Genomic DNA, 19,500 nt, shown 5'->3' with positions numbered 1-19,500 from the left:
GCCGTGCCCGGGCCGAAGGAGGCTGATAGGTCCGAACGGCAAGCGGTTTGCAGACGTATACTAGGATTGCCGGCCAGCGCCGCCGCCGCGGTGCGCTCCCCCTGCTGGCGGGGGGGGCATGTTGGTACGGCTTGGTCGATACGACGATCGAACGGGGAGGAAGTTGTGATGGCTATCCGGCGAACGATCGCGTACGCGACGATGATGGCCTTCCTCGTGAGCCTGGGCGCCGGGTTCGCCTCGGCCCAGCCGCAGTCATCGCTGACCGCGTCGGACCGGATGCTGCAAAACATGCGGCAGCGTCTGGCGCCGCCGTCTGTCGACCGCGTGATCACTCAGAACTTGAACTCCACGCGCTCGCAGGCCGCCAGCGACGGGGTCCGAAACTTCCAGGTTCAGAACACGTCGGTTTCTAGCGGGACGGGCGCGTTTCGGTCGGGTGGCGTTTCGACCTTCGGCCCAACGGCTATCAGCGATTCCAAGCCGTTCACCAACATCACCCGCCCGCCAACGGTGAGCCCCTACCTGCGGCTGTTCGACACCAACCTGACCGGGGCGGCGTCGTTCGACAACTACAACACGCTGGTGCGACCGCGGCTGGAGCAGCAGGCGTTCAACGACAACGTGTCTCGGCAGACGTACCAGCTCAACCAGCGGGTGCAGCAGATCTCGGCGCGGCCCGACTACAACCCCCAGGGGTCGGACCAGATGATGGCGACAGGCCACACGACGACCTTCGGGTACTACTCGCACTTTTATCCGCGGCGCCGGCGTTAAGCGGTTGGTTCGGCTTCGCTCGCGGCCCGGGGGCGCTGGCGCCGTGTCGCTCCACGCCGGCTCGCAAGCACGCCGACAGCCGCCAAGGTCGTGAGCCCAAGGCATCCCCCAGCGAACCAGTCGCCCCACCGGCTGTAGAGGGTCGGCTGCCGGGTCGACGGCGGCACGCTGTGGACGATGACGGCCTCGGTCATCGGTTCGGTTACGGCCACGACAGCGCCGGTCGCGTCGACGACCGCAGAGAGTCCGCCGTTGGCGGCGACGAGCATCGGCAGGCCGTTCTCTACCGCACGGAATTGCCCGCATGCCAGGTGCATCGGCAATTCGCTCGACCCCCAGAACCACGCATCGTTCGTCACGTTGACCAACGCGTCCGGGCGCTGCTCTTGGCGAGTTAGGTACGCTACGTGGCTGCGCACGACGTGCGGCACGACGGTTTCGTAGCAGATCGTTGGGCACAGAGCGAAAGTCTCGCCGTCGCCGTGTTCGAGCGTCATCCCAACCGGGCCATCGCCGCTCGACAACCCGCCCGAGATAGGCGTCAGGTAGTAGAGAGCCGGCAAGCCGCTGGCCAGCGGGATGTACTCGCCAAATGGCACGAGGTGGTTCTTGTCGTACGAGGCCGTGAGACGACCATCGGGCCCCACGAGCACGACGCTGTTGTAGACCGAAGGCCGATCGCCCCCCTGCTCAAAGCGGTCGGCCCCCATTAGCAGCCACGCGCCGCCCGCTCGCTCGGCGAGCGATTGAAGCCAGACACGCGTGTTGGCGACGGCTGCGATTTCGTCTGGCTCGGCGCTCCCGCCGGGCTCGAACGCTCCTCCGTAGGTGACGATCGGGGGGCGGAACATCGATTCCGGCCACACGACTAAGTCGACGCCCGCGGCGGCTTGGCTGATCGCTTCGAGGGTCAATGCAGTCTGCCGGTCCATAATCCGCCGGTTCTTCTCTGCCGGGTCGGCGTCCCACACCGCACGCGAGTCGCCTTGGATGAGCGCGACGGTGGGCGGGTCGTCGGAGCCTTGGCGCAGCGGCAAGGATGATCGGGCCGCCCACCCCGCCGCCGCGACGCACGCGGCCGCTGCCAGCACGCCCGCCCAACGGGTGACGAGTTGCTTGGCCCCTCGCGCACGCACCGCAGCGGCCAACAGGCTCCCGACGATGACAACACAAAACGTCACACCGTAAGCGCCCGTGTAGGCCGCTATCGATCTGAGCCAGCCTTGCTCGGACTGGGAGTGGCTGACAGCGCCCATCAGGAAGCCGGTGAACAACCTGGCTTGGACAAGCTCGAATCCGGTCCAGGCGATCGGCAGAGCGATCCAGACGGGCGCTCGCCAGCGGCGATAAGCCGCCCGCGCCACCACGACCGGAGCGGCCGTGTAGAGCCCGAGATACATCGCCAAGATGGGCCAGCCGAACTTCGTCAGCGGGTGGGGCAGCGTGACCCACCACACGGCGAGCAGCCAGTAGAGGACGCCCGCCAGCCACACGGCGGCGTAAGCTGTGCGTCCCCACCGGCGTGGCGACGCGGCCAAGTCGGCCCAGATGGCGAGCGACAGCCAAGCGAGCGGCTGCCAACCTACCGGCGGCTGGGCCAACCAGAGGACCACCGCGGCTGCCGCGGCTCGCAACAGCACCCGCTTTGGGTCGGCGGGGGGAGGGTCGGGCGCATCCGTGCTGGGAATCGTCAACGCAGGTACGACTCCACCTGGCGGTGCAGCTTCATCACCGCGTCGGTCGCTTGCTCCGGCGTTGGCTGGCCGGCAAGCGCCTGGACCGCGTCGCGCCACACATAGCCGGGCAGCCGAGCCCTGTCGGCAGCGTCGCGGATCGCGTCGGCGACGGGCGCCGCGAGGTCCGGGCGCCGCTCCGCTATCGCGAGCAGGGCGTTGCTCTTCACCGCGATCTCGAACAGCGCCGCGTGATCGACGCCGCGCTCGCGCGCCAATTCGGCGCCCGTCTTCCCGGCCGCCTGGATCAGACCGGCGACACGCTCAGCGGCCGCTCCCTCGGAAGGGGCCCCGGCCGGGGGCGCGACGCCGAGTTCTTTCGCCAAACGCTCGACATCCGCCGACCACGCCGCGACGTCCTCGGGGTTTCCCCCATCGAGCGCGGCCAACTCGATGAGGCCGAGTTTCGACCCGAGCAACCACGCCAGGTGCCGCGTGTTGAACGGCAGCACCGGGACGGCCGGTAGCGGCTCGGCCGCCTGGGTCGAGGAGCCTCGCGGCGCGCCGGGCGTCGGTCCCGCGGAAGCGACACGCGGCTCAGCCGGCGCGGCGCCGGGGAGATCTGTTTGGTCCGGCTCGGCCGGCGGTGAATCGCTGGCAGGCGCCCCTCCCGCGGGTTCTCCGAAATCGTCCGGAAGTTCCGGCGCCCCGGAAGGCAGCTCGGCTAGCGACGCGTCATCGGCCGCAGGCGTGCTTCCCGCCGTCGCTTCGGCCTCGGGGCCGCCGTCGGCAGGGAGGTCGGTGGGGTCGCCGTTTGTTGGCTCCGGGGGTGCGTCGGCGGTCATCCAGTCGGGCAACTTCGACTCACTCGTCGCTTGATCGGCGGCCTCGAGCGGTCCCTCGTCCCAAGGGAGCTTTGAGCCGGCGTTGCTCGCTGGCGGTTGGTCCTCGGGCGTTTGGGCGGTCCCTCCATCCGCGAGGGCCATTGGTTCCTCAGGGTCCGGCGAGTCGCTCGGCGGCCCGTAGGCCGAACGGGGCGCCGCGTCGGTCGCAGCGGCAGCGTCGGGGGTCGGCGACGGGGCTGGCGAGCCGGGTTCGCCGTCTGCGGGCGGGGCGTTGCTGCGCTGCCCGTTCTGGCGGTTGCTCGTCGGCAGGTTGGCGTACTCGCGGTCGAGGAAAGCGCCGAAGCCGTCGTCGTCATCGGCGGCGGCGGGAGCGTCGGACGGGGCGCTCGCGGAGGCTTCTTCGCCCTCGGGTTCGGTCGACGCCCCTTCGGCCAGGCTGAACAGGTCCCGCGCTTCGTCGGGCGGGGCTTCGTCGCTGTCGGCTGATTGCCACGGCGCCGCGCCGGTGGGCCCGGGGGCGGGGCTCGCCGCGGCATCGGCGCCGTCGGGCGACTCGTCGGTCCGCTGCGCGGCTGGGTCCCGCGTCGGCGGGGCAGCGGCGGGAACAGAGGTGTCCTCGATTGCCGCGCTTTCTTCTGGCGCCTCGTAAGGAACTTCTGCCGGGCAGCCTACGACCAACCCAGCGAGCACGGCCACCCACGCGGCTCTTGCCGCGGAACGGCGGCGTGCGGTCGTCCCTGGCGGGACGGTGCGGGAAGTACGACCGTGTTGCATCCGACTTCGGCCTATTTGAGCGACAACCTTCTTGCAAACTCGCGACCGCATTCTAGGGTTTCGGCCCCGTCCCCGCGACCGCGCGGCGGGCCCGATCGACGCTGCCGGCAGGAAAGCTCGACCGATCCCGCGAGGCCGTTAGCGGCTTCCCCGTCTTGTAGCAGCTCCCGCCCCCCCCTCATGCCTGCCCGCCTCCTTGCTACCAGTCCCCCGCAATGTCTAGCGACTCAGCCGACAATCAGCTGCGCCAGGTTCCGCAGATGAGCCGGCGGCGCTGGCTGCGTTGCGCGGTCGGGGCGGGCGCGGCCGCCGCTGTCGGGACAGGCGGCTACGCGTGGTGGATCGAGCCGCATTGGGTGGCGGTCCGGCGCCACGCGATGCGTTTCGAGGGGCTGCCGATGCACCTGGTCGGCAAACGGCTCGTGCAGATCAGCGATCTGCATGTGGGACCGATCGTTGACAACAACTATCTCCGCCGGACTCTCCGCCGATTGGCAAGCCTGCAACCAGACTACTTGGCGATCACCGGCGACTTCATGACCTGCTTGGGGGGCGTGCAGGCCGACCTCACCGCGCGCACGCTCCGAGAGGGTCCGATCGCCGACGTGCCGACCGTCGCGGTTCTGGGCAACCACGACTACGGCGAGACGTTCGGCAACATCGGTTACGCAAATCGGCTGGCCGACACGCTCGACTCACTGGGCGTGCGGCTGTTGCGCAACGATTCGGTCGAGATCGACGGGCTGCAGTTCGCCGGCTGCGGCGACCTATGGGGCAACGAGTGCCGAGTCGGAAGTTCTCTTCTAGGCGTCGAGGCGTCTCGCCCGGCCGTCTATCTGGCGCACAACCCGGACGTGGCCGACCGGAGCGACTGGGGCGATTTCCGCGGTTGGATCCTTGCTGGCCACACGCACGGCGGGCAGTGCCAGTTTCCTTTCGTCGGCGCGCCGGTCCTGCCCGTGCGAAACCGGCGGTATTGTGAGGGCCACATCCACTTGGCCGATGGCCGCGATCTCTACGTCAACCGCGGGCTGGGGTACAAGCGGAGGATCCGCTTCGGCGTGCGTCCCGAGGTGACGGTGTTCACGCTCGAGCAAGCGTGACCGCCCGAAGCGGCGACGAATCCTCATGCCGTGCTAGCCGCCGTGCGTGATGCGGGAAAAGAAATCACGTCGGGCCGCTGTCCCTAGAGGGATAGCGGCCCGTCGCGTCTGAGCAATCAAGTCCGGCGGTCATCAGATGACGCTGCGACGTCGCGTGTGGGTTGTGTGCGAACGGCGGCGTCCGCGCGAGAAGACTCGGAAGATCGAGGTAAGAGCGCTGAACAAGCGGCGCATGGCTTTATCTCCTTGGTTTGAGTCGAGCTGTTCGTCAATTCGGTAGATGAAGAGAGCACACCCCGTGCCAGGATGTCGCTAGCATCCATTCAGCGCGCGAACCGGGCGTGCGATCCCATCTGGGCGAGACGGAGTCGCCTTAAAAAAGCCGACAACCCGGTCGACGAGCAACCGATCGAGTCCGCGTGGCCTCTCGCCCACGGACTCGCCAAACGCGGTCGCCTACCTCAAAACTGGGTGGCCGTAGGCTTTCGCGTGGTCGCTTGCAGAAGGCCTGACTCTGATGTGGCGCCGGCGGTTTTCCTGAAGTCAACCTCGCGGCGGACTAGGATTGACTCTTCCGGCATTACGAGGACCTCGGTCGGCCCGGGGCGCGTGTGCGTCGTCGGACTGACTCGCGGGAGCCCAGGCAGCGGCTTGCGTGCTGCTTGCGGAAGCGACCGCCTTTTATTCGCCGAGTGGCAGGAGCATGGTCGATTCCGGCGGGGCGGCATGACGCTTGCGATTCGCCGGGGGCGCCTGCTTGGCGTTCTATCCCTTCTTCGTAGCCTCCCCAATGTCTGGGCAACCACACCACGCCGAATCCGCCGCGAATCGTCTCACCAGAAGCCTCGCCCGGGCAGGCCTTTTTGTCGGTTGCCTGTTGGCGGCGCCGGGCGCCGTGGCGGCCGACGAGGCGGAGGACGCGCAGCAACAGAACAATGCCAAGCGCCGCTATTGGACGACCGACTGGGACTTCGAAGACGTCGATGTCGGCAAGCTCCTTAGCAGGCTGCGCTCGATCGGCCTGGACCCGGGCGTCGACGCCCGGGGACAGGTCACCGCGCGGTTCGAGATCGGGATTCCCTGGAACGCGCTAAGAGAGGCGGCCGCGTATCGGTTCGACGGCGAGCTGACGAGCCCGCGGCTGTCGATCGACGATACGGAGATCCGCGATCTTCGGACCGAAGTCGAGTACCGCGACGGCGTAGCGACGCTCAGCCGGCTCACCGCCGCGATCGGACAGACCAGCGGCGCTGTCCCCGCGGGGGCGATCGCGGGGGAGGGCTCGGTCGAGCTGTCGCCCCGAGGCGATGTGACGGCCCAACTGAGAGTGAGCGATTTGCCGCTCCAGCCGTTCGTCGAGCTGGCAGCCCAAGTCGCGTCGGACCGGGTCGGCCTCGTGCGCGAGGGGGGGCGGGCCTCGGGCAACGTCAGCTTCCGCGCACCGCTGGAGGCAATCCGCCACATCGAGACCTACGGCCTGTCGGGCGCGCTCGATTGGCGGGGCGTGCGGGTCGCCGGATTGCCGGCCGCCGACGTGGAGTTGAAGGGTCTAGCGATCCGCGACGGGCGGCTGACCGTCGACGCGCTCGACCTCGCGGCCGGTTCGGCCGGGCGTCAGCAACCGAGCATCCGGCTGAACGGCCGGGTTGACGTTCCCCTTACCGGCAGGGGGCCGTTCTCTCTCGACCTGGTCGGCGACGACCTGCCGTTGGCCGAGGCTGTCGCGCTAGCGACGGATCGCGACGTCGGCTTCGGCCGGCCCATCGCTCAGGGGAAACTCGACTTCCGCGTCCGCGCGTCGGGCGAATTCGCGGACACACTAGAAGGCTCGCGGTGGGAGGTCGACGGGGCGGTGGCGTCGCCGTCGTTGCGTGTGGCGGGCGTCGAGCTGGGGATGCTGGAGCACCGATTGCGTTTCACGCCCGATAGCTTCGCACTCACGCCGAAGCGCGACGCCGAGGAGCTGCCCTCTAGCTTCATGCTGCGAGAAATCACTTCGGACTACCGGCTCACGGAGGAACGCTTCGAGCTGAATTCGCTCTCGGCGGCGGTCTTCGGCGGGCGGGTCTCCGGGCAAGCCAACCTGCCGCGCGACGAGAACGGCGAACTGACCGCCGACCTCGAACTGGAGGGCGTGCGGCCAGAGGTGCGCGTCGCCGTGGTCGAGGGCTACCCAGCGGTCGCGTCCGCTACCTTCGCCGGCGACATCGACTGGCGTGTGCCGATCGCCAAGCTCTCCGCCCCCAGCGCCCACCGCGGGACCGCCAAGCTGAGCGCCTCGGACATCCGCCTTGGGGAGGCGCTCGTCGGCGACTTTAGCGTGGAGGTCGCGTCCACCGACGACTCTCTTTCGTTGCAAGCGAGCGGCGAGGTCTTCGGCGGCTCGGTCGACGTACGAACCATCGCGACGCCGCAGGCCGGCGACCGTTGGTCCGATCTTCAACGAAGGCTGACGCCGGCCCGCCTCGAACTGGACGGCGTGTCCCTCGCGCCGCTGCTCCGGTCGACGATCGGCCGCGACGCTGGGCTCACCGGCGAGGCCAGCGGCCGATTGTCGTTGAACCCGAACCCCGAGGCGGCCGGCGGGTGGTCCGGCGCCGAGGCGAGCATCCTGATCGACCTGGCGAACGTGCGGTACGGCAGAGAGTTGCTGGCGCGGGGCGTCGCCATCGAAGCGACGGCGCGGAACGGCGACCTGGTCGTGCGGTCGTTGACAGGCGATTACTCGGGCGGGTCTTTCCGGCTGAATGGCCGGGTAAACCTGACCGGTGCGCGCGGGCGGCTCGACCCGCGGGTCGACCTGCGCCTGAGCGCGACGCGCATCGCCCTCGCCCGGGGCTTGTGGTTCATCGGCGAGCCGGCCGAGAGTCTCGCCGGCAAGGTCTCGGGGACAGCCAGCGTCAGCGGCGACTGGACGGCTTTGCGGGCGCGCGGCGCGATGACCGGAACCGGGTTGGCGGCGTACGGCGTCCGCGTCGGCGACGGCCACAGCGCGTTTTTCGCGAATCTCGAACCCGCGTCGCTGCGGTGGGACGTCCGCTTGCCGACGATCAGCTCGTCGGTGGTCGGTGGCCAAGTGAAAGGCGACCTGTCGGTAGCGTCCGGGCGGCGGGGCGGCTTCGACGTGGCTAGCGAGTGGGACGTGCGGCGGGTGGACTTTTTCCGCCTGACGAGCGATCTCGGGCAACCCAGCCCCCTCGCCAGCGGGGAGGTCTCGGGGCGGCTGGCCCTCGGGGGCAAGTCGGTGCGTGGGGTCGCCGACTTGGCCGGTCGGTACGACCTCGAGCTCAGCGACACGCGCGGCGCCGCGATCCCAGGGATGGTCGGGGTGTCTCGGCTGTTGGGGCCTGTTTCGCTCGCGACCGAGCAGTTCGACGTCGGCCGCGCGCGCGGCGCCGTCCGCCGTGGCGTGGTTGTCGTCGACGAGTTCTGGCTCGGCGCCGACAACGCTCTGGTCAGGGCGGACGGAAACGTCTATCTCACGAGCGGCCGGCTGGACCTGACGGCGTTGGTTGCGACAGGAGACTACCGCGACATCGCCAACAACTTCGCCCAGCTGGCGCAAGAGAACGCGATCCGTGTGCTCTTGCCGGCTTCAGCCGTGCTGAGTGTTACCGAGTTGCTGCGAGATCGGACGTTGGTCGTGGCGGTGACCGGCACGGTCGAGAACCCTGTCGTGCGGCCCCAAACGATCGAGACGTTTCGCGAGGAGGTCGCGAGATTTCTCCTTCGGGAAGGGCAGCGTGTGATACTAGCTGGCGCCGCCGTCGGCGCCGGGGATGGAATCGAATGACGGCAGCGGCGGCAGTGCTAGCAAGCTCGCCGGACCCTGAGGGTAGCGCGGCCCGCGACAGCCCCGCGTTTTGGGTTGCTCGCTACCGACGCTGCTGGCCGATCGGCTCAAAGGAAGGGATTCCTCCTAAAAGGTGAGCAAGATGATCGGACGGATCGATCGGGGGTTGAGCTGCGTCACCCTCGTTACGCTTGCTTGCACCGGGTGCAGCTCGCTCGGTCTGTCGCTCTACCCATCCGGCGAACGGCTGACGACCGAGTCGAAGCAGGTGCTCGAGGCGTCGCGTATCCCCCGGGGGATTCCGCGCGAGAACGCGAAGACCGTTCTCCCCGCCCACGCGTTGCAACCGGGCGACGTGGTGCTGCTCGAGCCGCTGAACGTTGAGCGCGACCTCCGGCTGCCAACCGACCAAGCGGTGCTAGCCGATGGCACCCTCGACCTGGGAGCATACGGGCGCATCGTGGTGGCCGGTCGGACGCTCGAGCAGGCCGAGTCGCTGATCGAGCAGCAGATCGCCCTGCAACTGCTGCGGCAACGCGACGCGTGCCAGCGGTTCAACGACGACCAGCCACCCGCCGCCGCCGAACTCGGCCAATTGCCCCAGGGCTGTGACGGCATCGCAATCAACGTCAGGCTTCTCGAGCCGGTGCACAAATTCTATGTGCTCGGCGAGGTCAACGCGCCAGGCTCCTACCCCCTCACCGGTTCGGAGACGGTGCTCGACGCGATCGTCAGCGCCGGGGGCCTTGCTGACAACGCCGACCCGTGCGAGATCCTTCTGGCCCGCCCCACCGACCCGTGCGATTGCCGCGTGACGCTGCCGGTCTGCTACCGCGCGATCGTCCAGATGGGCAACACGACGACCAATTACCAGCTGCAACCCGGCGACCGGATCTTCGTCGGCGCGAGGAGCTGCCTCGACGAGATCCTGTTCTGGCGCGCCAGCCATCCGTGCTCGCGGTGCGCGGGCTGCAACGTCGCGTGCCGGAACCCACCGATCAGCACTGCGCGGCCGATGCCGGTCGTCGAGAGCGAGATGATCGAGCCGGGCAGCTCCGGGCGAACCGATCTGGCCGACGAGCTCATCCTCTCAAGCCGGGCGGGCGGGGCCGGCTTGCCGAAGCCGCGCGGTCCTGCCTTCGGTTCGGCCGACGCGCCGGCCGAGCCGGTCCCGGCGACGCCGCCGCGCGAAACACGGCAGGCCGCGCCCGCCTTCGACGGCGAACTGGATTTCTCGCCGGTCGTCGAGTGACTTGCCGCCAGCCGGGCGGCGCCGCAAGGGCCGCCTCGGGGTCGGCCGGTTGCTCCCATCTGGGCCGGTTGCTCGAATAGGGAGGCACTTCTGCTGCCGTTGTTTTGCTGGATCAACAGGCAAAGGCGATGCCTCATCTATTGGCGCTCGACCAAGGCACGACCTCCTCGCGCGCGATCGTGTTCGACGAGCAAGGCGAGGTCGCTGACGTTGCCCAACGGGAGTTTAAGCAACACTACCCACGTTCCGGCTGGGTCGAGCACGACGCCGACGAGATCTGGCGGACCCAGCTCGCCGTCGCCGAAGAGGCGCTGGCCAGCGCCGCCGACGCGGGGCGCGATATCACCGCAATCGGGATCGCCAACCAGCGCGAGACCGTTGTCCTCTGGGATCGGGCGTCTGGCGAGCCGGTGGGCCGGGCGATTGTTTGGCAAGACCGGCGGACGGCCCGCGAGTGCGACCGCCTCCGGGCGGAGGGCCGCGAGGGCTGGCTGACCGAAAAGACCGGCCTGATCTTCGATCCGTACTTCGCCGGGACGAAGCTCGCGTGGCTCCTCGACAACACGGCCGACGCGCGCGAGTCGGCCGCGGCGGGGCGGCTCGCCGCCGGCACGATCGACGCCTGGCTGGTCTACCGACTCACCGGCGGCCGGCGCCACGTGACCGACGCCACGAACGCGTCGCGCACGCTCCTGATGGACATCCATTCTGGGCAGTGGGACGAGGAGCTGCTCGAGTGCTTCGGCGTGCCGCGTGAGGTGCTGCCCGAGATCGTCCCGTCGAGCGGCGTGTGCGGCGAAGTCGCTATCGACTCGCCACTCCGCGGCCTCCCCATCGCGGGGATGGCGGGCGACCAGCAAGCGGCCTTGTTCGGCCAGGCTTGCTTCGCGCCGGGGCTCGTAAAGAACACCTACGGCACCGGTTGCTTCGCGTTGATGAACACGGGGGAGGAGGCTTGCCCGTCTCGCAACCGCTTGCTGACGACCATCGCGTGCCGCATCGCCGATAAGACAGAGTACGCGCTGGAAGGGAGCATCTTCACCGGCGGGGCGGTGGTGGGGTGGCTCCGCGACGGGCTCGGTGTGATCAAGGAGTCGTCGGAGGTTGAAGCCCTGGCGGGGAGCGTGAGCGATTCGGGGGGCGTCTACCTCGTGCCCGCGTTCGCCGGCCTCGGCGCGCCCCATTGGGACGCGTACGCGCGGGGCACGATCGTGGGGATCACCGGCGGGACCACGGCCGCCCACCTGGCGCGGGCGGCCCTGGACAGCATCGCGCTGCAGAGCGCGGACTTGATCGAAGCGCTCCGCGCCGACTCGGCCACCCCGATCGACGAGCTGCGTGTCGACGGCGGCGCGTGCGTCGACGATCTCTTGATGCAGCGGCAGGCCGACCTACTCCAAACGCCGGTCGTCCGGCCCGCTGTCACCGAGACCACCGCGCTGGGCGCGGCGTACTTGGCGGGCTTGGCTGTCGGCGTGTGGCCCGACCGCTCGGCGGTCACCAGCCGGTGGCGCGCCGATCGCCGGTTCGAACCGGCGATCTCCGCCGACGAGGCCCACGCGACGCGTGCCGCTTGGAGCCGCGCGGTCGAGCGGTCGCTTGGGTGGGCCGCCGGAGGAGACGGCGACTGATGGCAACGACGCGCCGCGACCCGGTCCCCTTTCGGCGGGAAGTTCATGCGGCGCGGCTCGCGTCGGGGGAGCGGTTCGACCTGCTGGTGGTCGGCGGCGGCGCGACGGGCGCCGGCGTGGCGGTCGACGCGGCGTCGCGCGGCTATCGCGTCGCGCTTTGCGAGCAGGCCGATTTCGGCAAGGGGACCTCAAGCCGGAGCACGAAGCTCGTCCACGGCGGCGTCCGGTACTTGGAGCAGGGCGACGTCGGCCTCGTGCGCGACGCGTTGCGAGAGCGTGGCCTGCTGCTCCGCAACGCACCGCACCTGGTGTACCGCCTGCCGATCGTGCTGCCCCTGTACCGCTGGTGGGAGCCGTTCTACTACCGAGCGGGCTTGGCCGTTTACGACCTGCTGGCCGGCCGGCTGGGACTGGGGCGTTCGACGCGGCTCTCGCGCCGCGCGACGATCGAGGCGCTGCCTACCATCCGCCAACCGTCGCTGCGGGGCGGCGTGCGCTACTACGACGGCGGGTTCGACGATGCGCGGCTGCTGATCAACCTCGTGCAGACGGCGGCCGACCACGGCGCCGTTTGTCTGAACCACGCGCGGGTCGACCGGCTCATGAAGGAAGGCGACCGGGTCGTCGGCGCCGAGGTCGTGGACCTCGAAAAGGGCGTCGATTACCCGGTCCGTGCGAGCGTGGTCGTCAATGCCGCGGGGCCCTACAGCGATGGCGTCCGGCGGTTGGCCGAGAGCGGCGGCGAAGACTGGATCCAACCTAGCCAGGGTGTGCACATCGTCCTCGATCGGGAGTTTCTTCCCGGCGACGATGCGATCATCGTGCCCCGCACGCGCGACGGGCGGGTCGTGTTCGCGATCCCTTGGCACGGTAAGACTCTGGTGGGCACGACCGACACGGCTCTCGACGCCACGCCGCTGGAGCCGGTCCCGCGGCGCCACGAGATCGATTTCTTGCTCGAGACCATCAGCGGCGTGCTGTGCGAGTCCGTCAACGACAGCGATGTGCGCTCGGTCTTCGCGGGCCTGCGGCCCCTGGTTCGCAAGGACGGTTCTTCGTCGACGTCGAAGCTCGGCCGGGACCATTCGGTCCGCGTCGGCCCAGAGGGGCTGGTCACCGTGTTGGGAGGCAAGTGGACGACCTACCGGAAGATGGCGGAAGACTGTGTCGACCGGTGCGCGGACGTGGCCGGATTACCCCGTTCTGCGTGCCGCACCGAGAAATTGTCGATCCGCAGCGACGGCGACCCCGAGGGACCGCTCTCCCACTACGGCTGTGACGCCACCGCCGTCCGAGGCCTGATCGCCGGCACACCAGAGTACGCCGAGCCGATCGACGTGGGCCTGCCCTACACGGTCGGGGAGGCCGTGTGGGCGATCCGCGGCGAGATGGCGCGCACCGTCGAGGATGTGCTCTCCCGCCGTCTGCGGGCGTTGCTCCTCGACGCGGACGCCGCTTGCCGAGCTGCGCCGAGGGTTGCCGAGCTGCTGGCGGCGGAACTTGGTCGGGACGACACCTGGGCCCGCGATCAGTCCGCGAGCTTTTCAAGGCTTGCCGAGGGGTACAAGGTGACGGGCTGTGAACGCTCCAGCGCGTGAACGCAGGGGCCCGAACTCCTTGCCAAGGCCCGCCGGCGACGGCGTTAGTTGATCGAGGCGTCGCGGTAGTCGACACTGACACTATGTCCTCCTTCTCTGACACGCGGTCTGGCTGGCGTCTCGCCGCCGTGCGGCTCTGCTTTGCAGTCGCGGGGGCGGTGGGCGCCCTAATCGCGGCGCCGGCGCGGAGCGGGGAGAGCCTCTATGGTGTGCACTGGTGGGACTATTCTCGCCCCAACGTCGGCGAAGGCCCCAACGGCGGGTGGTCCGTCGAGAGCGTCGTCACCCACTCCGCGCCGTGGTGGCAGGCGGATTGGTTCCGGCCGCTCTACTCGGAAGTCTCGTCGGCTCGCAATGCGTCGATCATCACACGCGTCGACTACGACTGGGGGCAAACGATCCCCGCGCCGGACAACCCGGACGCGGACGCTTGGCCCGCTTTCGTGGTGGAGAACGTCGTCGGGGTGTTGGGCGATTACAGCTCTCGATGGGTGATCGGCAACGAACCGAACATCGTCGGCGAGGGCAACGGCTGGCCAAACGGGCAGGTCACGCCCGAGGCGTACGCGGCCACCTATGTCCGCGTCCGCAACGCGATCAAGGCGGTTCGACCCGACGATGAAGTGCTGTTCGCTCCGGTGAGCCCTGGCGGTGTGATCAACGGCGTGCGTTGGAAGTCGGGCGAGGACTGGCTCGACGAGGCGATTTCCGCGGTCCAAACGATCCCCGGCGGCGAGATCGACGGCTTCGCGATCCACGCGTACGGATCGCCCTACCTGGGCGCCGCGGCCGCGGCGGAAGGCTTCCGCGCGTCGTACGCGAGCCAGCTCGCGTTGATCGACAGCCACCAGCACCAAGCTGCGCCGGTCTACGTAACCGAATGGGCGCGCGACACCAGCACGTCGGGGCGGCTGGACAGGAACGAAGCGGTGACGGCCGAGTTCATCCGCCTCGCGCTGGGCGGGATCCACGAGTGGAACCAGCGGCTCGGCTCGCACAACATCCGCGGCGCCGCCTGGTTCGTTTACGACAAAGACTACGGCGGGTGGGAGGGGCAATCGCTCGAGTGGTGGCGCAACGCGGGCGCACCGGAGGGCTCCGACGGCGACCTTTGGACGGCGCTCGTTTCGACGGCAGACCTCCCGGCGGGGATCGTCGGCGTCCGACCGCTGGGCGACTTCGATCGCGATGGCGACGCCGACCAAGCCGACTACTCGCTCTGGCGCCAGCAATACGGCGGCCAGGAGCAACAGGCCGACGCCAACGGGGACGGCGCCGTCGACGCGGCCGACTACACCCGCTGGCGCGACTCGGTAGGCGACTCGGCGCTGGGGGTCTCTGGGAAGACCGCAGCAGCAGCTCGTGCGCCGGAGCCCTCCAGCATCGCCGTGGCCGGCCTGTGCGGCGTGGCGGCGTGTGCGACGCTGGGGAGACGGCGGCGCTAGCGCGCGTCGTTCCGACCGCCGTTCGAGGCCTGCCAACGGGCTCATCGACGCAGCACGCGCCGGCTCCGACACGGGTAGCGTTGTCGGGCCGTCGCATCCTCGTGAGCGGCCTGCGCAAAGCGTAGAAATGGCGCGATTTGGGGCGAATAGACTGGCGAAAGCCGTCGCGCAGCCGCATATTACGCGGGCGACGCTTGCTCTTCAGACCGAGTCGGATCGACCGCGACGCCGGCCGGCGTGGCGCTCTCGCGCGTCGCCGGATTAGGGAACAGCCCAACGACTCCTCGCCCGATTGTGCGGCGATTTGGTGGTTCGGCCACGTGCACGCCGCTCCAAACAGCCGCCGCCGACCGAATCAGCGAGTCACGCCTTCGACCCAGCGACTCCACCTATGATGCTCGACAAAGTGCGATCTGTTGTTCCATTCGCCCTCGGCGCGGCCGTGGGCCTCGCCTCGCAGTTGGCTTGGCCGGGGGTCGCGTCGGCCGCGGTGCGTTCAGCGGCGATTCACAACGCATCCTTCGAGGCGTTCGACACGTTGCTCTCCGACTCCGACATCATCGCCGGGATCGACGAAGAGCCGGAGACTTTTCTTGATCCGGGCGTCTTCGAAGGCGTCGGCGACCTGGGCTGGCACCCCGCCAATCCGGCCTCGAGCGACCCAAGCCGGCCCGAAGGATTGACAACCTTCACGGACGGTGTCGGCGCGTTTCAATCGGGCTTGAACGGCTTGCTCAATGAGAATTTCATCGGCGGGGGCGACCCGCCCCAGCCCGAGCCGGGGGCGCCGGTCAAGGTTGTCGAGTACATCCTCGATTCGCCGCGGGACATCGGGCGGATCAACATTCTTTCGGGCAACCGATTGGACGCCGACGGGCGGATCTTTTCGACCGTGCTGATTCGTGCTTCAACGGACGACGGCTTGAACTTCACGGACCTCGGCTACTTTCAGTCCGACCCGTCGGGAACCGTGAACGAGCAAAGCCCCCTTTCGCCGCCGCAACGCGCGTCCCTGATGACGATCGTCGATGATTCCCAGGCGACGCTGCTCAGCGGGGTGACCAATATCGAGTTCACGTTCTTCGCCGTCAGCGACACGACGGGCCGGCTGCACGACCCCTTCGACGGCGTGAACCCGTACACCGGGGTCGACGACGGGCTGAGCCCGGCGTTCCAGTCTCCGTTGATCTGGGAGATCGATGTGCTTTCGCCCGCGGCCGGCATCCAAGGCGATTACAACGCCGATGGCTTGGTGAACGCGGCCGACTACACCGTTTGGCGTGACACGAACGGGGACTCGGTCATCCCCGGCGAGGGCGCCGACGGAAACGGCGACGGAACCATCAACGGGCCGGATTACGAGGCTTGGCGCCTCAACTACGGCCTTGGAGCGGCTCCCGCGGCCGCCACGCCGGAACCGACGACGCTCGCCTCGCTGCTGGCTGCCGCGGCAGTCGGCGCCGCGGCCCGGCGGCGGCAGTAGCCCGCGCCGGGCGTTGCCACTGCTCACTTGCTCAACACTCCCTTGCCTCTTCACCTCTTGATTGGAGCGTACTAATGATCTGGCGTTCTCTTGCGATCACCCTGGCTTGCGCTGCCGGCGTGGCCAACGCGGCCGTGACCTCGGAAACTTACCACGGCGCGTCGTCCGACCTACTCGACCTGCCCTTTACCCCGAGCGACAGCGATCTCATCGCCGGCGAGCTGCCCTCGTCCGCGAGCGGCATCGGCACGATGAACGGCTTCCGGACCGACCCGCCGATGACCCCCGCCGGGGATCAGTTCCCCGCCTACACGGACGGCCTCGGCTTGCTGGGGAGCGGGCTCACCGGTTTGCTGGCGGACAACGAGCCGGTCGTCGATGGCCGCATCATCCAAACCGCCGTCTACTCCCTCGACGACAGCCGCCTGGACGAGATCCGCGTGTTCACCGGCAACTCATCCGGCGACGCGCGGCAGTTCTCGACTTTTGTTGTCTCGCTCTCAACCGACGGCGGCGCCTCGTTCGTGCCGGTGGGCCCCAGCGGCGGCTACTTCCAGTCGGATCCTACCGACACCAGCCCCGCTGCGGGGACCGTGAGCACGCTTCAACGGATCTTCGACACGTCGGGGCCGTTGGGATTGGGCGTCGACGCGGTCCAGATCGACTTCTACGCTTCGAGCAACAACACGGTCAACGCCGCGCGTGACCCCTTCGACGGCGTGAACCCGTTCACGGGCGTCGACGACCTCGCGCCGGCCGCGAACCAGTCGCCGCTGGTGTGGGAGGTCGATCTGATCGCCATCCCCGAACCGGCTGCCGCGATGCTGAGCCTGATTGGCCTGACGGCGACCGCCGCGCGCCGGAGGTAGCGGGCGCCACGAAATCAGGCTTCACTAGGTAGCGTCATCGAACAGAGGCGGAGAGATCAGCTCTCCGCCTCTTTTTGTTTCACGCCGCGCGATTGGGGCAGTCCAACGCCCGCCACTCCGGCCGGGTGAAAACCGACAGGAGATCACGAAGCAATGCGGCGAATAGCTTCGCCTGTTTTCGGTCACGAAAGAATCGGGCTACGATGGCGTCTCCTCTATGGCGCCGCGCCGGCGGCAAGGGCTTCTGCTATGACAGCAATCGTTCGGTACCTAGTGGGGCTGAGCCTCGTGGTCTTGCTCGGAACGCCGGCGGCGGGCGACGACGACTCCGTCGTCGACTCGCTCATCAAGAATGGCCAGTACGCGCAGGCGGAGGCCCTGCTGCGCTCTCGGATCACGGACCCCGACGCGCCGGTTGTCGGCGGGCCGGCCCGCCGCCTGGAAGTACTCCGCCGCACACGCCGCGACTTTCCGCTCACAGCGACGCAGGTGCTCGAAGACATCCGCGATTCGTTGCCGGACGCGATGGCCGACGATATCCGGGCGTGGACCGCCTCGGGCGACCTGCAGCACCGCACGATCGACGGACAGCCACGCTACTTCCGGCGAGCCGCGTCGAATCTCTTCCGGCTGAACACGGAAGCAAAGCGCCGCCGCGACGCCCATCGAGCCGCCGCGGGTAAGCCGCCAGAAAAGAAGTTCGACTTGGTCGGCTTGGCGGAGCGTGTGTTGCAGGCGGCGGGCGACGAGGGCCAGCCGCTCGTCATGCCGGTGCGGCACCGTGTCACTTACACGTTGAGCGTGAAGCCAAGCTGCCAATCACTAAGACCGGGCGCGGTGGTCAGGGCGTGGTTGCCGTTCCCTCAAGCGTACCGGCAGCAGGGGGAAGTCCGCTTGCTTGGCAGCCGCCCGGAGCCCACGGTCATCGCTCCCAATGGGTCGCCGCACCGCACGGTGTATTACGAGTTGGTGCTCGACAACGGCGAGGCGCCCTCGTTTCGGCTCGAGTTCGAGTTCGTGACCAAGGCCTACTGCCCGAACCTGAACGCCGGTCGCGTCGGCCCCTACGACACCGGCAGCGACGAGTATCGCCGCTTCACGGCCGAGCGAGAGCCACACATCGTCTTCACGCCGGAGGTGCGTCGGCTGGTTAAGGAAATCGTTGGCGACGAAACGAACCCGCTTGAGAAGGCGCGACTCATCTTCCACTGGGTGTCGGCCAACCTGCCTTGGGTCGGGGAGATGGAGTACTCGATCATCCCCAGCCTTTCCGCCAAGGGCATCGCGACCCGCTGCGGTGACTGCGGCGTGCAAGGCATGACATTCATCACCCTCTGCCGGGCAGCCGGCGTGCCGGCACGGTGGCAGTCGGGGTTCGGGACGAAGCCGGGCGAGGAGGGCATGCACGACTGGTCCGAGTTCTACGTGGAGCCTTGGGGCTGGTTGCCGGCGGACGCATCGTACGGCGTCCTCGAGAGCAAAGACCCCCGCGTGCGCGACTTCTTCTGCGGGCGGATGGACCCCTACCGGCTGATCGTCAACCTCGACTACGCCCGCCCGCTGGTGCCGGAGAAGACGAGCTTCCGCAGCGAGCCCAACGACTTCCAGCGCGGCGAGGTCGAGATCGGCGGGGCCAATCTCTACTTCGACGATTGGACATACGACCTGCGGGTCGAGGCTCCCCGAAGAGCGATCCGCGTCCGCCCAAGAGTAGGAGCGCCCCCCGGTTTGCTCCCCTGAAGAGCGACGCCCGGCGGCACGCGGCGCCCTTAGCGGTAGCGCCCCTCGTCAAGGCTCCGCTGACGGGTCGCCCCGGCTGGCGTAGACTGTGGCGGCTCGATGCGTCGCGCTCGTAGCTCAGCTGGATAGAGCAGCGGACTTCTAATCCGCAGGTCGGAGGTTCGAGTCCTCCCGGGCGCGCTGGCCGTTTCGTATGGCGTGCGAGGAGCCGCGTTAATCGGCTGAAGCGACGGGCTTTGTCGACTTCCTTCGATACAGGCAAGGATTCGCGTGCCGCGTCGCCGGCCTATGTCTTGCCGGCCCTCGCTCTGTGACGGAGGAAGCCGAACACGGGTCCGACGCGGCGGGCGGTGGAGGTTTGCCGGGACGGCCGCCCGCTCTTGAAGAGGCTCGAGTCTCGAAAGTCGGGCCGACAGGATTCGAACCTGCGACCTTTTGACCCCCAGTCAAACGCGCTACCAGGCTGCGCCACGGCCCGACGGAATGGATCGCTGCGGTCCTGGTGGGGCTGACCCTC

Annotated in this window: 12 protein-coding genes and 2 tRNA genes; 11 read left to right on the top strand and 3 right to left on the bottom strand. The window is 68.6% G+C overall.

What is annotated here, in order from left to right:
- Positions 1 to 168 precede the first annotated feature (168 nt).
- Positions 169 to 777 (top strand): hypothetical protein, encoded by a 609-nt coding sequence (locus tag RIC11_RS16480; RefSeq protein ID WP_350213258.1) that lies wholly within the window; start codon positions 169 to 171, stop codon positions 775 to 777.
- On the opposite strand, the gene lnt is transcribed toward RIC11_RS16480, so the two are convergent.
- Positions 774 to 2,471: an apolipoprotein N-acyltransferase gene (gene lnt / locus RIC11_RS16475; RefSeq protein ID WP_350213256.1), complete on the bottom strand. Its 1,698-nt coding sequence runs from the start codon at positions 2,469 to 2,471 to the stop codon at positions 774 to 776. The two genes, RIC11_RS16480 and lnt, sit on opposite strands and share 4 nt — an antisense overlap.
- Positions 2,468 to 3,991, bottom strand: a complete 1,524-nt coding sequence (locus tag RIC11_RS16470) for a hypothetical protein (protein ID WP_350213254.1) — start codon at positions 3,989 to 3,991, stop codon at positions 2,468 to 2,470. The genes lnt and RIC11_RS16470 overlap by 4 nt, the downstream gene beginning before the upstream one ends.
- A 293-nt stretch (positions 3,992 to 4,284) precedes the next feature.
- Between RIC11_RS16470 and RIC11_RS16465 the strand changes: the two genes are divergently transcribed.
- The 10 genes from RIC11_RS16465 (at position 4,285) to RIC11_RS16420 (ending at position 19,163) form a co-directional block, all read left to right on the top strand.
- On the top strand, positions 4,285 to 5,172 hold the full coding sequence (locus RIC11_RS16465; RefSeq protein WP_350213252.1) for a metallophosphoesterase: 888 nt from the start codon (positions 4,285 to 4,287) through the stop codon (positions 5,170 to 5,172).
- Between the two features lie 790 nt (positions 5,173 to 5,962).
- Positions 5,963 to 8,965 (top strand): AsmA-like C-terminal region-containing protein, encoded by a 3,003-nt coding sequence (locus tag RIC11_RS16460; protein ID WP_350213250.1) that lies wholly within the window; start codon positions 5,963 to 5,965, stop codon positions 8,963 to 8,965.
- A gap of 142 nt (positions 8,966 to 9,107) precedes the next feature.
- Positions 9,108 to 10,217, top strand: a complete 1,110-nt coding sequence (locus tag RIC11_RS16455; protein WP_350213248.1) for a polysaccharide biosynthesis/export family protein — start codon at positions 9,108 to 9,110, stop codon at positions 10,215 to 10,217.
- Positions 10,218 to 10,345: 128 nt separating this feature from the next.
- Positions 10,346 to 11,848, top strand: a complete 1,503-nt coding sequence (gene glpK, locus RIC11_RS16450; RefSeq protein WP_350213246.1) for a glycerol kinase GlpK — start codon at positions 10,346 to 10,348, stop codon at positions 11,846 to 11,848.
- Entirely contained in the window at positions 11,848 to 13,446 is a 1,599-nt protein-coding gene (locus RIC11_RS16445; RefSeq protein ID WP_350213244.1) for a glycerol-3-phosphate dehydrogenase/oxidase, read from the top strand. The genes glpK and RIC11_RS16445 overlap by 1 nt, the downstream gene beginning before the upstream one ends.
- Before the next feature lie 83 nt (positions 13,447 to 13,529).
- Positions 13,530 to 14,891 carry a hypothetical protein gene (locus RIC11_RS16440; RefSeq protein ID WP_350213242.1) on the top strand — a complete coding sequence of 454 codons (1,362 nt, stop codon included), beginning with the start codon at positions 13,530 to 13,532 and terminating at the stop codon, positions 14,889 to 14,891.
- A 391-nt stretch (positions 14,892 to 15,282) separates the two neighbouring features.
- The gene (locus RIC11_RS16435) at positions 15,283 to 16,374 is read left to right on the top strand and encodes a PEP-CTERM sorting domain-containing protein (RefSeq protein WP_350213240.1); all 1,092 of its coding nucleotides are present in this window, start codon (positions 15,283 to 15,285) and stop codon (positions 16,372 to 16,374) included.
- Between the two features lie 74 nt (positions 16,375 to 16,448).
- Positions 16,449 to 17,243, top strand: a complete 795-nt coding sequence (locus tag RIC11_RS16430) for a hypothetical protein (protein WP_350213238.1) — start codon at positions 16,449 to 16,451, stop codon at positions 17,241 to 17,243.
- Positions 17,244 to 17,492: 249 nt separating this feature from the next.
- Entirely contained in the window at positions 17,493 to 18,983 is a 1,491-nt protein-coding gene (locus RIC11_RS16425; RefSeq protein ID WP_350213236.1) for a transglutaminase-like domain-containing protein, read from the top strand.
- Between the two features lie 106 nt (positions 18,984 to 19,089).
- Positions 19,090 to 19,163: transfer RNA gene (locus RIC11_RS16420), tRNA-Arg, on the top strand.
- A gap of 224 nt (positions 19,164 to 19,387) precedes the next feature.
- Here RIC11_RS16420 and RIC11_RS16415 read toward each other — a convergent pair.
- Positions 19,388 to 19,461, bottom strand: a tRNA-Pro gene (locus RIC11_RS16415).
- Positions 19,462 to 19,500 lie beyond the last annotated feature (39 nt).

It is taken from the genome of Botrimarina sp. (assembly GCF_040219535.1).
GTDB lineage: Bacteria > Planctomycetota > Planctomycetia > Pirellulales > Lacipirellulaceae > Botrimarina.
Note: the sequence above shows the minus strand (reverse complement) of the source record. Positions and strands in the feature narration are given on the sequence as shown.